This window comes from Serratia ureilytica, assembly GCF_017309605.1.
GTDB classification, from domain to species: domain Bacteria; phylum Pseudomonadota; class Gammaproteobacteria; order Enterobacterales; family Enterobacteriaceae; genus Serratia; species Serratia ureilytica.
Window position 1 is genome coordinate 3,936,648 of the sequence record NZ_CP071320.1, and the last position, 14,212, is coordinate 3,950,859.

Genomic DNA, 14,212 nt, shown 5'->3' on the forward strand with positions numbered 1-14,212 from the left:
TTACCCTTCCCCTCTGTCGAACCGACGTCCGCTGACCGTGACGCCTGACGGGCCCGGCTGCAACGCGCTGACCAGCCGATAGCGCCCGTCGTTCAGCCTAAGCTGCAGCTGCGCAATCCAGCGGTTATCGTCGAAAATAAGTCGCTCGCCAAGGCCATCCTCGCCCAGCGCCTGCAGCGCTTTTTCCTGCGACAAAAACGCCAGCGTCTGCCAGCCCTGCGGCGGACGGGCCGCCAGCAGCGCCAGCAGCCGCTCATCGCTCAGCGCGTTCATCAACATCGCCCGCAGCAGCGGCAGCTGAGCGTCGTTCACGGCGTCCGGATTGAGGCGCAGCTCGGCATCCGGCGCCGCACAAAGCAGCGGCGCAAGACGCAGATAAAGCTCGCGGTCGATGCCGGCCAGCTCCCGCAGCTCGCTGACATCCCCCATCAGATATCCTTCGCCATAGGCTCTGGCGACGATCGCATCGGCAATCGCGCCCGCCTGGGCAGCGGCGATCCCCTGATTGTTCAATAGCAGCATGAATATTCGCCTCTCCTTATTGGGGGGGCCCCCCTCGCTATCGCCGACATCCGCCGGGCCAGCGACGCGGATCAGGGCGTTGAGGTTGAAACAGGCGTCAACGCGGCGCAGACGTATCGCCACTTCCCCCTCTTCGGTGCGCATGCTGAAGGTCACCCCTGATGCCCCCCACGCCTTCCGCTGCTCTCCCGCCTGCTGCAGCCGCTGCCGGGCGTAGCTCTCCCGCCTGCTGCAGCCGCTGCCGGGCGTAGCTCTCGCCGCCCAGCAGCAACCATTTCGCCCTCAGTCGATCCTGCTGAGACTGGGTGCGCACCAGCGAACGCTGCCAGTTATCGTTGATATTGACCGCCACGATCGCCATCAGCGACATCATCAGCAACACCATCAACAGCGCCATACCGCGTTGTTTATTCATAGTGGCCTCGCAGCGGGCAACGTGACGATGCGCCGGACTTCCCCCAGCGCGGGGGTGTCGATGGCGATTTCCACCGCCTGCGGCAGCAGCCCGCCGGCGCGCCAGGCCGTCAACCATTCGCCCTGCCGGTAAAAACGCAATTGGAACCGCGTCACCTCAGACAGCAGCAGCACGCTGCGCGCCGCCGCCTGCGGGCTGCTCAAATTCGGGTAACTGAGGCGTTCGAGCCGCCCCTGCCGGTAGCGATACGCCACCCGCTCCTGCGTGGCTCGCGGCAATCGGGCCTGGGGGTTCGGCCAGCCGTTTCGGATCAGCAACAGCTGAAAATCGCCGCCTTCCTCTCCCGCCGTCTGCAGCACCGCAAACTCCGGCGCCGCCGGCCAGCGTTTATCGCCGGTCGGCGCGCGCGCCTGCGCCTGCGTCAAATCGCGCTCGACGATCGCCAGCGCCCGTTGCAGCTGGGTCAACTGCGTCGATTTGCGCTGGGTGATTTCGTCGTTTTTCAGCACGCCTCTGAAGACCGTCAATGCGGTGAGCGACAGCATGGCGAACAGGGCGATGGCCAACAGCATTTCCACCAGCGTAAAACCCCGTTGCAAAGCGCGCTTCACAACAACGCCCTGTAGGTGAGCATCTCCACCAGCGCATTGCGATCCTGCGGGTCGCGCCTGACTTCAATCGCGATCGCCCGCATCCCGGCGTCGCTGGTCTCCCGCCCGCGATAGCGCCAGTGCCAGGTTTCACCGGCCATTACCGTGGTGCCCGAATGCCAGGCGAGCGTCGGTGGGCGGGGCTCGAGCTGCAGCAGCGTCAGCTGGTTGTCCGCCACCCACAGCGCCACGGTCTTGGCTTCGATCGCGCTCAGGCTACGCACCTGGCCGCCGGTGCTGTTGATCAGCGCCAGACAGCCGATGGCGAAGATCATCATGGCCACCATCACTTCCAGCAGCGTCATGCCCTGCTGGCGTCTCATTTTCCGCGTCATCGCAACGAATGTCCGTCGTTTCAAATACAAAGTAACCGGGCGCCTGCAATCGCCACAGACACTTGCCCTGGGATAGCTCCACGCTGAACGCCGTGGTTTCGCCCCCCGGATACAGCCACACCTGTGGCAGCGCCGCCTCTGCGGCGAGCGCGACGGTTTGCCCTTCAACGCTCAGCCGCAGCGCGACGCCGTCCGGCAGAGCGTACTGCTCCCGGCTCTCCCGCCCCGCTTCGGCGACGCTGCGCCAACCGCCGTCATCGAACGCCACGCCATACCTCACCCCTTCGCGCTCGGCCCGCTCGGCGAGGGCATTCAGCCAATGGCTCAATCGCTCTCCCTGCTGCGCCAACGGCTTCTCATCCGCCGGAAAACTCAGCATCACCAGGCCGCTGGTCACCCCCAGCAGCAGCAATACCAACATGGTCTCCAGCAGCGTAAAACCGCGTATGCGCCTCATGGCGCGTCGGCCACCCAGTTACCGATGTCATCATCGGTATCGGCGACACCGTCCGGCCCCAGCGTGAACACATCCAGCTTGCCATGGCGCCCCGGGTTGCGCAGACGATACGCTTGCCCCCAGGGGTCTTGCGGCAAGCGGCGGATATAACCGTCTTCGGGATAATTCCTTGGGATCGGTGCCAGCGTCGGCCGGGTCACCAGCGCCGCCAGCCCCTGCTCCGCGCTGGGATAACGGCCGTTATCCAGCTTGTACATATCCAGCGCGTTCTCCAGCGCGACGATATCGCTGGCGGCCTTTTGCCGATCGGCCTTCTCCTTGTTACCCATCAGGCTTGGGATGGTCAGGCTGGCCAACAGCCCCAGAATGACGATCACCACCATGATTTCCAGCAGCGTGAACCCACGCTGCCGGGACCTGCGCATATTGCTGATATGACTCACTTTACTCTCCATTAATGGCATGATTAGCCGACCATATTATTGAGCTGCAATATCGGCTGCAGGATGGCCAGAATGATAAACAGCACCGAACCGGCCATCGCGATCACCAATAAAGGCTCAAACAGCCCCAGCGCCAGCGTGATTTGCCGGCTGAAGGCCTCCTGCTGCATCGCCGCCGCCCGTTCGAGCATCATGTCCAGTTCGCCGCTGCGCTCGCCGGACATGATCATGTGTCGCATCATCGGCGAGAACAGCGCGGTGCCTTCAAGCGACGGCGACAATCCTTCCCCCTCTCGCACCCGCTCCATCGCCGCCAGCAGGCGCTCACGGGCAGCCTCGTTACCCAACACGCCGGCGCTGATGCGCATCGCCTCCAGCAACGGCACGGCGCTGGCGTTCAAAATGCTCAGCGTTTTGGCGTAGCGCGCGGTATTCACCGCCAGCGACAGTTTGCCGACCACCGGCAGCCGCAGGATGAACGCATGCCAGCGTGCGCGCCGCGCCGGATCCCGCAGGCGATAACGGAAAGCGCCAAAGCCCGCCAGCGCCGCCATCAACACCGCCGCCCCCCATTGGCGCAATCCGTCGCTGGCGCCAAGCAGCATCCGGGTCGACAGCGGCAAGGTCTGCTTCATATGCACAAACTGTTCGATCACCTTCGGCACCACTGCCGTCAGCAAGATAGCCACCACGCCAATCGCCACCGCCGTCAGCACCATCGGGTACACCAACGCCTGCACGATCTTGTTCTTCATGTGCTGGCGCTGTTCGACATAGTCAGCCAGCCGTTCCAGCACCGGCCCCAGATGGCCGGCAATCTCACCGGCCGCCACCATGGCGCAATAGAGACGGTCAAAAATCTGCGGATACTGCCCCAGCGCCTGCGCCAGCGGGAAACCCTCCAGAATGCGCTGCCTCACCTGAGTCAACGCCGCCTGCAGGCCTTTTTTCTCCGTTTGCCGCGCCACCGCCATCAGCGCCTCTTCCAGCGGCAGCGCGGCAGACAGCAGCGTCGCCAGTTGCCGGGTGAGCAGCGCCAGATCGCCGCTGCTCACGCCGCCCATCCAACGGCCGGCGAGCAGGCCGGCAAGAGCGGATCGCCTGCGCGCCTGCACCGCCAGCACCTGCCACCCCTTCTCACGCAGCCGATCGCGGGCCTGGCGCAGAGAATCCGCCTCCAACACGCCACGCCGGGCGCGCCCCTCACGATCGCAGGCGCGATAATCAAACTTCATCGCCATCCCCTTCGCGCGTCACCCGCAACACTTCTTCCAGGCTGGTCTCTCCGGCGCACATTTTGGCGATCCCATCCTGGCGCAGCGGCTGATAGCGCTCCCCGGCCAGCCTGGCGATGTCCAGCTCACCGTCGCTACGGTGGATTGCCCTGCGCATCGGTTCATCCAGCACCAACAGTTCATGCAAACCGATTCGGCCGCGATAGCCCTGCCCGCCGCAGGCCTCGCATCCTATCGGGCGCCAGCAGGTCAGCGCCCGCGTCGACGCCAGCCCCAGTTGGCGCCGCTGCGCGTCAGGCAGCGCATAAGGCTCGCGACAGTGCGGACAAAGCCGGCGCACCAGGCGCTGCGCCAACACGCCGCTCAGCGAGCTGGAAAGCAAAAACGGTTCAACGCCCATGTCCCGCAGCCGGGTCACGGCGCCGATCGCCGTGTTGGTATGCAGGGTCGACAGCACCAGATGTCCGGTCAATGAGGCCTGCACCGCGATCTGCGCCGTTTCACCGTCGCGGATCTCGCCGATCAACACCACATCGGGATCCTGACGCAGCAGCGCGCGCAGCCCGCGCGCGAAGGTCATGTCCACTTTGGGGTTCACCTGCGTCTGCGCGATGCCGGCCAGTTCATACTCGACGGGATCTTCGATCGTCATGATGTTGCGCTGTTCGTCATTGATCTGGTTCAGCAAGGTATAAAGCGTGGTGCTCTTGCCCGAACCGGTCGGGCCGGTGACCAGAATAATGCCGTGCGGCTGGCGGATCAGGCGCAGCAACGCCTGTTGGTGCGCCGCCGCCATGCCCAGGCTGGGCAGTTCGAGCCGCACGCCCTGTTTATCCAACAGGCGCATGACCACGCGCTCGCCGTGGCTGGCCGGCATCACCGACACCCGCACGTCGATCGCCCGCCCGCCAACCTTCAGCGCCATGCGCCCATCCTGCGGCACGCGCTTCTCGGCGATATCCAGCTTCGACATGACCTTGATGCGCGACACCAGCAGCGCCGCCAACTTGCGCTGCGGCGCCAGAATGCGGCGCAGCGCGCCGTCAATACGAAAACGGATCACCAGCTCGCTCTCGTAGGTTTCGATGTGAATATCGGAGGCGCGCTCTTTGATCGCCTCACTCAGCAAGGCGTTAATCAGGCGGATAATCGGCGCATCGTCCTGTTCGTCCAACAGGTCTTGCTGCTGCGGCAGCTCTTCCGCCAACGCATAGAAATCCAGTTCGCCGCCCAGATCGTCGATCATTTTCTGCGCCTGGCCGCTTTCCCGCTGATAGTGCGCCACCAGCCGTTGTTCAAAGGCCTCCGTGTCCAGCCGGGCCAGCGTCGGCTCACCGGGCAGGCAGCGGTACGCCTCCATCAACGCGGCCTGGCGGGTCTCGGGGTGACAATACAGTTGGATGCCGCTCTGCCCGTCGACGGCCAGCACGCCATGCTGCCGCGCCCAGCCAAAAGGCAGCCGCGGCCCCACAGAACGGGGCTTCACGGGCGCGCTCCGCGCGAATAAAACGCCTCGATACGCGCGACGGTGGCGAGGAACGCCCGATTGTCGATCGCCTTCTTATCGCCGGCGATCTCGCTGCGCAGTGCGTTATTCAGCTCACGATCGTCCTGCTGCTCGGCGTCGAACTTGCCTAACTTGCGCTGGCTCTGCCGGGCATACCCCTCGGAGCTGCGAATGATGGTCGGGCGGATAAACAGCATCAAATTACGCTTGCTCGCTTTGGTGGCGTTCGAGCGAAACAGCGCCCCCACCAGCGGGATCTTGCCCAGGATCGGCACGCTGCTCTCCAGCTCCGAGTTGGACTTGTCCAGCAGCCCGCCCACCACCACGGTCTCACCGCTGTCCACCAGCACCGTATTGTTGACCGTGCGGATATTGAAGGTCGCCCCCAGCGAATCCGGCGTAGCGCCGGCGCTGTCGGCAACGCTGGAGACCTCCTGCTCGATCTGCATCAGCACGGACTGGCCCTGATTGATCTGCGGTTTGACCTTGAGCTTGATGCCCACCGTTTTGCGCGACACGGTATTGAAGACGTTATCGCTGTTGGTGGTTTGCGAACCGGTGAGGATCGGTACATCCTGGCCGACGCTGAACTCCGCCTCGGCGTTATCGAGCGTAACGATGCTCGGCGTAGCCAGGATATTGTTTTGGTTGTTGCTGGCGATGGCGGACAGCAATACGCCCCAGTTGCCGCTGTAGAAACCGGTCATCAGGCCGTTGGCCTTGCCGAACACATCGCTCATGCCGTTTTCGAACCCCGCCGAGATGCCGGGCGCCTGGCCGGCGAACTGCGTGCCGCCGCCGTATTTGTTGGCCCACTGCACGCCGATGTTCAGCCCCTGCCCATCCTGCACCTCGACGATCACCGCTTCGACCAGCACCTGCGCGCGCCGTACATCCAGCTTGGCGACCACCGCCTCCAGATCGCGCATCACGTCCGGCGCGGCGGTGATGATCAGCGCATTGGTCTGCTCATCGGCCTTGATCACCACATTTTTCAACAGCGCCACGTTGGCGGCGGCGCTCTCTTTCTCGTTTTGCAGGCCCGCGCTCACGCCGGTCAGCACCTCGACCAGGCTCTGCGCCTTGGCGTATTTGAGCGGAATGACCTGGGTATTGCCTTGGGTGACACTCTTGTTATCCAACTGCTCAATCAGTTCTTTGGCGTGTTCGCGGGCCCGATCGTCCCCGGCGATCATCACGCTGTTGGTGCGCTCATCCGCCACCAGCCGCAGCGAGCCTGCCCCGGCCATACGCCGTTTACCCTCTTCGCGAAACAGTTCGTTCACCATCCGCGCAATCTCCGGCGCCGCCGCATGCTTCAGCGCGAAGGTCTCGACCTGATTGCCGTCGTCCTGATCCATCTCCCTGACAAGGTCGAGCAGGCCGTTGACCACCCCGGCTCGGCCGGTGATCAACAGCGCATTGCCCTGCTCGTAATGCGCCACGCTGCCCACGCCGATGCTGTCGTTAAGCTGGCGCAAGATCGGAGAAACGTCTTTGGCCGCGATATTGCGCAGCGGCACCACGCGCATCACCACTTCATCCCCTTCGGCGATCGCCTCGCTGCCGCTTTGCGACAGCGCGGCTCTTTTTCCCTCTTTGGCGGCGATCACCTTCAGGACATTGTTGGGCATGCCGATGACCGTATAGCCGTAGACGTCCAGCACATTGAGAAAGAACTGGTAATATTGCTTCTCGTTGAGCTGTTCGTAGCTGCGCACCGTAACCTTACCTTTCACCGCCGGATCGATAATGATGGTCTTGCTCAGGTTTTTACTGACCGTATTGATAAATTCCTGAATGTCCGTGCCTTTGAAATTGGCGGAGAATTGCTCCGCATGCGCCAGGCCCCCCAGGGCAATCATGACGGCCACCGCCGCTAACGCGCGCCATAAACCGGCGCTCCAGCCTGCGCGGGAACGAAAAATAAAATGCGTCATCACAGTGTTGCCTTATGCTGTAAAACACCCCACGCCGAAGCGGCGCGCCGGCTACTCTTTAAACGTCAGCGCGGCGTAATAACCGTTTTCATCGAGCAGTATTTTGTTTTTTAATATCCGCACGATAACGGCATTGCTGCCGACCAGCCGGTCGCCAACGCCATACCCGGTTTGCTTACCGCCATGTTCCACGATAACCAGGCTTTTTTCGGCGTTATCACTGAACAGCAGACCGGTTATCTTGCCGAGCGTCGCGGCCTCCGGCGCGTTAGCCAGCAGCTCGGCGCCGATCGTCCACTCGCCGACCTTATACCCGCGCGCCTTTTCGCCGCTTTTCGCCGCCTGATAGCGGCCAAACCAGTGTGCGTCGTTAATTTTCTCGATGTCATCTTCCTGGGGAAAAACGCCATGGCGCACTTGCTCACGCCCACTTTCAAGGTGCGGCTCAACGGGTTCGTTATTCACGGTTATCATTCGCCACACCTGAGAAAGCATGAACGTCAAATTAGCCAGGAAGAAAAGTAGAATAAAAAAGTCTATCAACCGCTTGCTCACTGGCCCCCCGGTTATTCAACGGCGCCAACGCTAAGCGGAAATGCCCAACACCATCGCCACGGAAAACAGCAGCGTGATGGCCAGCGCCACTTTATAATTCACGGCGTCCAGCCACGTTCGCCGCTGTTTATTAGCCGCCGGTGCCAAGCATTGCTCCCGCGTATTCGCGCGTTCGCAGGCCTGGAAACTCAGCATCACGCCAAATCGGGGAATGGTTTTGATCACCTCGCCCGGAATACCGTGGCGGGAGAGCAAAGCGCGGCATTGGAATATCATTTGATAATAGTTATTGTCGCTGATGGTCTCATGGTTGCAGAACCAGACTGCGCGAATAATGTCATTTTTCTTATAGATGCCACTCAACAGGCACAGCATGAAACGCCGCTGCAATTCGGTCATTTCGATGAGCACATTCTCTTTTTTAAATAACAGCGTCTTTTCATTGTTGTTTAAGATCACCAACTCATTTTCCAACAGAGTCTCGTTCAGGGCAATGCTATGTATGTCCATCTCTCGCCTATCAGTTTAATGAAGTCCAAAGGCTCCCTGTGCCATTACCTTTGCACGCATGCGGCAGATGCATTTTCAACGCAAATAAGTGGTTCGCCGTGTTAAGAGCCGGCTCAATTAATCATGTTAAAAATATTCATGCAACTTATTTATTTAAAATAAACAATATAAAATTAATCTAACAAAACAACACAAACCTAAAGCCATTAAGTCATTTAAAAACATGGTGATAGAAGAATTTATAAAATAAGTGAACCGCCATTAAATTCGATTAGTGATGCGAAAAATAGACAATGACCGATAATAACTCATGTTATTAGTTGTGCGCTAAAAAGACGGCGGAACGCTATAAACGGCAAATAAAATACATCTTTATCGGAGGGGCAATAAAGTAAACGTCAGGATTCAATATTGCATAAGAACATCGGCGAATAGGCATTGCTAAACATCAACGTGTTTTTATCAATGCTGCGAATATGATAAAACGTCGACTCATTGCTGAAAAAGTAGGTATAAATCTCTTCCGGCAAGGTATCACGCGGCGAATAGTTGACCTCGCCATACTGAAAGCGATAAAAACTCCCCTGCGAAACATAGCTGAAGTTAACCCGCCGATTGACGAAGTATTTCTTTTCACCGTCGTTGGCTAACCCCGACAGGACCATCACGCCCTTATCGCCGGACAAAAAGATGTAGTTTATTTTCAGCGACAGCTGAATGTCGTTATGGGCCGCCTGCGCGTCCAGTGAATTGAAATAATTGAACGTGGCGTTCGCTTCACAGGAAAAATCACTGAAGTCATGATGGCTGCGTATCAGGGAATACATCACGCTGCCGGTCAACACGCACAGGCCGACCAGCGTGGCTGACAGAATATTTAACTTTTTTTCCATGCCCGAATGTACTCGCTCTCACAGTTATGCAAAACAGCCGCACTGTCCTTCGTGCATTTGGCGATAAACTGGCGTCCGCTGTCTTCATTGGCATTTTGAGAACGGTTAACCTTGGTAATGACGACCTCGCCGGATCGGCAATGTCGGCCATACAAATCTTTCCTGACCAGAAACTGCAAGTAGCCGTCCTGGTGATTCGCCAAAAAATGGCCGGCATAGTAGATCGGGCAACCGTTCACCGTGCCGACGTAGGACAATACCTGCTTCTTTTCACTGTCGCGATGGTGCTTGTAATAGATGAAGCACAGCGCCAGAAAAGATAAGGGTACGACGATCGATAAACTGCGCAGCAGAATAAAAAAATAGTGATAGGTGTTTTTTGTCGTTGCGGCAGGTGACGCCAACGTCACCGCGGCATCGGCAAGCTGAGGGGGCTCGGGTAAATCAATCCGCAGTCGGTCGACAGGTATTATTCGATTAAGTCTATACCCCTTTTTGGATAGGGTAACGATGAGGCGCTCGTTGAAACCGACAGACGTCAATGCGCGTCGGGTCAGGCTGATATATTGATTTAACGTCGCGGAAGAGGCGCTCAAACCGTGATCGGTCCAAACCTGCTGCAACAGCGTCTCGCGGCTCACCGTCTCATGGCCGTGTTCAAGCAAGCATTTGAATACTCTGGCATTGACGCTGGATAAGAAAACTTCCCGCCCCTTCTTTAAACTTTTCAATGAACCGTTTTCAGTATTAAATGTAATATCTTTATCAATGATATAAATCATGTTTAGCCTGACAGCGCACACGGGTTATTATTTAAACTTATTGAGCCAGTTCGACGACCGCCGCTAAGCGCGGATAGTTTTTTCGCACAGAGAAAAAACAATACTAACGTCATCCCAACAGGTGCGCAACTTTAAGAATTTTCCCCATCTCTCCATCCTTATTTGTCCCACAAATGGCGGTATACGCGTTATTTTTTCGCCGTCATCGGATCTGTTGGCAACAATACATTTCTATCAGGGGGATAAAGGCTAAAACGGTGCAGAGGACACGCTTCGCGATCGCGACGTGAAAGTAACGCCTGTTCAGCGTATCGACTTGATGAATAACGGGGAAGAGCGTTTTGCGGGACGCAAATGGGTGGGGACCCTGCCAGCTACATCCCGGCACACACGTCACCTGCTGCGGCTGCTTCCTTCCGGACCTGACCGAGTTCACAAGTTAGTGTTGCGGGAGAACCAACAGGGTCCCCATTGACGGCTTCTGTACTCCGAAGCGGTGGGCATTATCGGCGATGCCCCATCAAATAGCAAGCCAACCCGGGCCAACCGCTGTTTTCTTGCCCACCTGCATTGTGGCACACTCTCCGCCTGGGTTTTGACTCGCGCAGGAACTGCAACATGCAACCAGAAGACGCCTCTTTCAGCCAGCGGGTATTCCATATCGTGGCCGCTATTCCGTACGGCAAAGTCACCACCTACGGTGAAGTCGCCCGTCTGGCCGGTTCGCCGCGCGCCGCGCGTCAGGTCGGCGGTGTGCTGCGGCGTTTGCCGGAAGGCAGCACGCTGCCGTGGCACCGCGTAATCAACCGGCACGGGCAAATCTCGCAACAGGGGGAGGATTTTCAACGGCAACGGCAGGCATTGCTGGCGGAGGGGATTATTTTCGGCCCGCACAGCACGGTCGATTTCGATCGCTACGGCTGGCGCTGGTAAAACAAAACAGCCTTTGGCCGAAGCGCAAAGGCTGTTGATTGGGTCTTGCCGTACCGCAGCAGAATTACTGCATCGCGCTTGGCGCAGCCTGCATCGGCACGCCCTGCACCGGAACCAGCAGCAGATCGGCGCGGGTGCCGTTGCGGTTAACCACTTCCTGGATCGTGTCGGTAATGAACATCAGTCGCCCGTTGACCGTCACCGCCGCGCTCAGAATGATGCGCGCATTCGGTTGGATATCAGACGGGTTGTACGGCAGCGTAAAGTTGAACGGCGCTTGTTGCCCTTCGGTACGTATCGCGCGCTGTGCAATCACTTTGGACGGCGCATCCGCCAGCGAGGCATCAGAGAGGGTGACAGTCAGTACGGCGTCCGGCGGCAGCGCAATGCGCTGACGTATATTAACCGAACCTGTCACCGCCGGCCCCTGAATCTGCGTTTGCGCAGCCGCCGGGTTGCCGGCCGCCGGTGTAGGCACATCAGCACTCTTTTGCGCGCATCCTGCCAGCGTGATCGTCAGTGCTGCGGCACCGCCTACGATTTGCCAGAGTTTCATGGATCGGTCTCCTTTTTTATTATCAACACGTTGGTGGCTTTCACCACCTCACTCATTAAACTTAGCACAAAACACTGATAAATCCACTTTGCCCCGCCTATTAATCACTTAGCCAGCCCAATGCGCTCACTATTAAGAGCATTCTCATCGGCCCTTTAACGCAAGATATTGACGCCGCGCCGTGATATTCCGCACACTGCGCAAAATGATTATTAGAAAGGTAACAATTTTATGAGCCAGGCATTGCAAAACCTCCTCGATCTGTTGGATCTGGAGAAAATCGAAGAAGGGCTGTTCCGCGGCCAAAGCGAAGATCTGGGGCTGCGTCAGGTGTTCGGCGGGCAAGTGGTCGGCCAGGCGCTGTACGCCGCCAAACAGACGGTGCCGGACGAGCGCAGCGTGCACTCGTTCCACAGCTACTTCCTGCGCCCGGGCGACAGCAGCAAGCCGATCGTCTACGACGTAGAAACCCTGCGCGACGGCAACAGCTTCAGCGCCCGTCGCGTCAGCGCCATCCAGCACGGCAAACCTATCTTCTATATGACCGCCTCCTTCCAGAGCCCGGAAGAAGGTTTCGAGCACCAGAACCAGATGCCGGACGTGCCGCCGCCGGAAGGGCTGCTGTCCGAATCAGAGATTGCTCAGAAGCTGGCGCCGATGCTGCCGACCAAAGTACGCGAAAAATTTATCGGTCAGAAGCCGATCGAAATGCGCCCGGTGAAATTCCACAACCCGTTGAAGGGCAGCGTGGAAGAACCGCATCGCTACGTGTGGTTCCGCTCCAACGGCAGCATGCCGGACGATGCGCGCATCCACCAATATCTGCTGGGCTACGCATCGGACTTTAACTTCCTGCCGACGGCGCTGCAGCCGCACGGCGTCGGCTTCCTCGAGCCGGGCATGCAGGTGGCCACCATCGACCATTCAATGTGGTTCCACCGCCCGTTCCGCATGGATGATTGGCTGCTGTACGCGGTGGAAAGCTCCTCCGCCTCCGGCGCACGCGGCTTTGTGCGCGGCCAGATATACACCCGCGACGGCGTGCTGGTCGCCACCACCGTACAGGAAGGGGTGATTCGCCAACGCGACGCCTGATTCGCGGCATAAAGGAAGGGGCGATGTTTCCATCGCCCCTTTTTGCTTCATCATTATTTTCGTATTTAGCGCACTGCCCTGCTTCGAGTCTTACTGGTTGTAGGCGCTCTCGCCGTGGCTGTTGACGTCCAACCCTTCGCGCTCCTGCTCTTCCGGCACTCTCAGCCCCACCATCGCGCCCGCGATCTTGAAGGCGATAAAGGCGGCGACGCTTGACCACACCAGCGTAATCACGACGCTCAGCAGTTGGATCCACACCTGATGCCCCATCGTCACCCCTTCGGCATAGCCGGTGCCGCCGAGGGAAGAAGCGGTGAACACGCCGGTCAGCAGACAGCCGACGATGCCGCACACGCCGTGCACGCCGAACACGTCGCAGGTGTCGTCCACTTTCAGCCATTTCTTCAACGTCACTACGCCCCACAGGCCGGCGACGCCCCCCACCAGGCCGATGATCAACGCGCCGCCCACGCCCACGGTGCCCGCCGCCGGCGTAACGGCAACCAGCCCGGCGATCATGCCGGAGCAGGCGCCCAGCAACGAAGGCTTGCCGCGCAGCACCCACTCGGCGAAGGTCCAGGACAGAATGGCGCCCGCAGTAGCCACCACAGTGTTCAGGAATGCCAAGGCCGCGATGCCGTTAGCCGCGCTGGCGGAACCGGCGTTAAAGCCGAACCAGCCGATATACAAGATGGACGCGCCGGTAAACACCATCGGCAGGTTATGCGGTTTGAACGCCTCTTTACCGAAGCCGGCGCGTTTGCCGAGCAGATAGGCGCCGATCAGCCCGGCGCTGGCGGCGTTGATGTGCACCACGGTGCCGCCGGCGAAGTCCAGCGCACCGTCGGTGGCCAGATAGCCACCGCCCCACACCATGTGTGCGATCGGCAGGTAAGACAGGGTGAACCACAGGATCGCGAAGATCAGCACCGCCGAGAAGCGAATGCGTTCGGCGAAGCCCCCCACCACCAGCGCCACGGTAATGCAGGCGAAGGAGGCCTGGAAAGCGACGTGGATCATCTGGCTGATGCTGCCGGTGACGCTGTCGATGCCGATGCCTTTCAGCATCGCCGTCTGGAATCCGCCGAACACCGCATTGCCTTCGCTGAACGCCAGGCTGTAGCCATACAGCACCCACAGCACGCAGACCAGCGCGAAGGTGACGGTGACCTGCGTCAGCATCGACAGCACGTTTTTGCCGCGCAGCAGGCCGCCGTAAAACAGCGCGATGCCGGGCAGCGTCATGAACAGCACCAACGCGGTGCAGATCATCATAAAGGCGTTGTCGGCCTTATCGGCGACCGCCGGGGCGGCCAGGGCCAAAGAAGGAACCAGTGTTACCGAACTCAGGCCCAACATGGATAACAGTCTTTTCATTATCAAT

Annotated in this window: 17 protein-coding genes and 1 other RNA gene; 2 read left to right on the forward strand and 16 right to left on the reverse strand. The window is 59.4% G+C overall.

The features are described 5' to 3' along the window. The 14 genes from J0X03_RS18580 to ffs form a co-directional block, all read right to left on the reverse strand. A complete protein-coding gene (locus J0X03_RS18580; RefSeq protein WP_328392677.1) occupies positions 1-666 on the reverse strand; it encodes a type II secretion system protein GspK in 666 nt (221 codons plus the stop codon). Next, a complete protein-coding gene (locus J0X03_RS24215) occupies positions 620-937 on the reverse strand; it encodes a type II secretion system protein GspK (protein WP_230358654.1) in 318 nt (105 codons plus the stop codon). The genes J0X03_RS18580 and J0X03_RS24215 overlap by 47 nt, the downstream gene beginning before the upstream one ends. Beyond that, a complete protein-coding gene (gspJ, locus tag J0X03_RS18585) occupies positions 934-1,548 on the reverse strand; it encodes a type II secretion system minor pseudopilin GspJ (RefSeq protein ID WP_042783795.1) in 615 nt (204 codons plus the stop codon). Before gspJ ends, J0X03_RS24215 begins: the two co-directional genes overlap by 4 nt. Continuing rightward, a complete protein-coding gene (gspI, locus tag J0X03_RS18590; RefSeq protein ID WP_046688366.1) occupies positions 1,545-1,892 on the reverse strand; it encodes a type II secretion system minor pseudopilin GspI in 348 nt (115 codons plus the stop codon). The genes gspJ and gspI overlap by 4 nt, the downstream gene beginning before the upstream one ends. After that, complete coding sequence (locus tag J0X03_RS18595) at positions 1,804-2,379, reverse strand: prepilin-type N-terminal cleavage/methylation domain-containing protein (protein ID WP_069100187.1); 576 nt, start codon at positions 2,377-2,379, stop codon at positions 1,804-1,806. The genes gspI and J0X03_RS18595 overlap by 89 nt, the downstream gene beginning before the upstream one ends. Beyond that, on the reverse strand, positions 2,376-2,804 hold the full coding sequence (gspG, locus tag J0X03_RS18600; protein ID WP_033644207.1) for a type II secretion system major pseudopilin GspG: 429 nt from the start codon (positions 2,802-2,804) through the stop codon (positions 2,376-2,378). Before gspG ends, J0X03_RS18595 begins: the two co-directional genes overlap by 4 nt. A gap of 41 nt (positions 2,805-2,845) precedes the next feature. Beyond that, positions 2,846-4,057 carry a type II secretion system inner membrane protein GspF gene (gene gspF, locus J0X03_RS18605; RefSeq protein ID WP_084710326.1) on the reverse strand — a complete coding sequence of 404 codons (1,212 nt, stop codon included), beginning with the start codon at positions 4,055-4,057 and terminating at the stop codon, positions 2,846-2,848. After that, positions 4,047-5,543, reverse strand: coding sequence for a type II secretion system ATPase GspE (gene gspE / locus J0X03_RS18610; RefSeq protein ID WP_046688364.1), 1,497 nt, complete (start codon positions 5,541-5,543; stop codon positions 4,047-4,049). Before gspE ends, gspF begins: the two co-directional genes overlap by 11 nt. Then, positions 5,540-7,504 (reverse strand): type II secretion system secretin GspD, encoded by a 1,965-nt coding sequence (gene gspD, locus J0X03_RS18615; RefSeq protein ID WP_084710318.1) that lies wholly within the window; start codon positions 7,502-7,504, stop codon positions 5,540-5,542. The genes gspE and gspD overlap by 4 nt, the downstream gene beginning before the upstream one ends. 51 nt (positions 7,505-7,555) lie before the next feature. Next, entirely contained in the window at positions 7,556-7,978 is a 423-nt protein-coding gene (locus J0X03_RS18620; RefSeq protein WP_052133747.1) for a type II secretion system protein N, read from the reverse strand. 111 nt (positions 7,979-8,089) lie between these two features. Next, positions 8,090-8,533 (reverse strand): winged helix-turn-helix domain-containing protein, encoded by a 444-nt coding sequence (locus J0X03_RS18625; RefSeq protein WP_226772955.1) that lies wholly within the window; start codon positions 8,531-8,533, stop codon positions 8,090-8,092. Positions 8,534-8,967: 434 nt separating this feature from the next. After that, positions 8,968-9,462, reverse strand: a complete 495-nt coding sequence (locus tag J0X03_RS18630; RefSeq protein WP_033642090.1) for a FidL-like protein — start codon at positions 9,460-9,462, stop codon at positions 8,968-8,970. Next, a complete protein-coding gene (locus tag J0X03_RS18635) occupies positions 9,447-10,244 on the reverse strand; it encodes a winged helix-turn-helix domain-containing protein (protein WP_069100184.1) in 798 nt (265 codons plus the stop codon). The genes J0X03_RS18630 and J0X03_RS18635 overlap by 16 nt, the downstream gene beginning before the upstream one ends. A 365-nt stretch (positions 10,245-10,609) precedes the next feature. Further along, positions 10,610-10,706: signal recognition particle sRNA small type (gene ffs, locus J0X03_RS18640), an RNA gene on the reverse strand. Between the two features lie 156 nt (positions 10,707-10,862). Here ffs and J0X03_RS18645 point away from each other — a divergent pair. Next, positions 10,863-11,177 carry an MGMT family protein gene (locus tag J0X03_RS18645; RefSeq protein ID WP_033642088.1) on the forward strand — a complete coding sequence of 105 codons (315 nt, stop codon included), beginning with the start codon at positions 10,863-10,865 and terminating at the stop codon, positions 11,175-11,177. 64 nt (positions 11,178-11,241) lie between these two features. Here the strand turns inward: J0X03_RS18645 and J0X03_RS18650 are convergent, their stop codons facing one another. Further along, a complete protein-coding gene (locus tag J0X03_RS18650; RefSeq protein ID WP_033642087.1) occupies positions 11,242-11,733 on the reverse strand; it encodes a YbaY family lipoprotein in 492 nt (163 codons plus the stop codon). 231 nt (positions 11,734-11,964) lie between these two features. On the opposite strand from J0X03_RS18650, the gene tesB reads away from it, so the two are divergent. Continuing rightward, complete coding sequence (gene tesB, locus J0X03_RS18655; RefSeq protein ID WP_206975664.1) at positions 11,965-12,828, forward strand: acyl-CoA thioesterase II; 864 nt, start codon at positions 11,965-11,967, stop codon at positions 12,826-12,828. Between the two features lie 90 nt (positions 12,829-12,918). Here the strand turns inward: tesB and amtB are convergent, their stop codons facing one another. Next, positions 12,919-14,205: an ammonium transporter AmtB gene (gene amtB, locus J0X03_RS18660; protein ID WP_033651092.1), complete on the reverse strand. Its 1,287-nt coding sequence runs from the start codon at positions 14,203-14,205 to the stop codon at positions 12,919-12,921. Positions 14,206-14,212 lie beyond the last annotated feature (7 nt).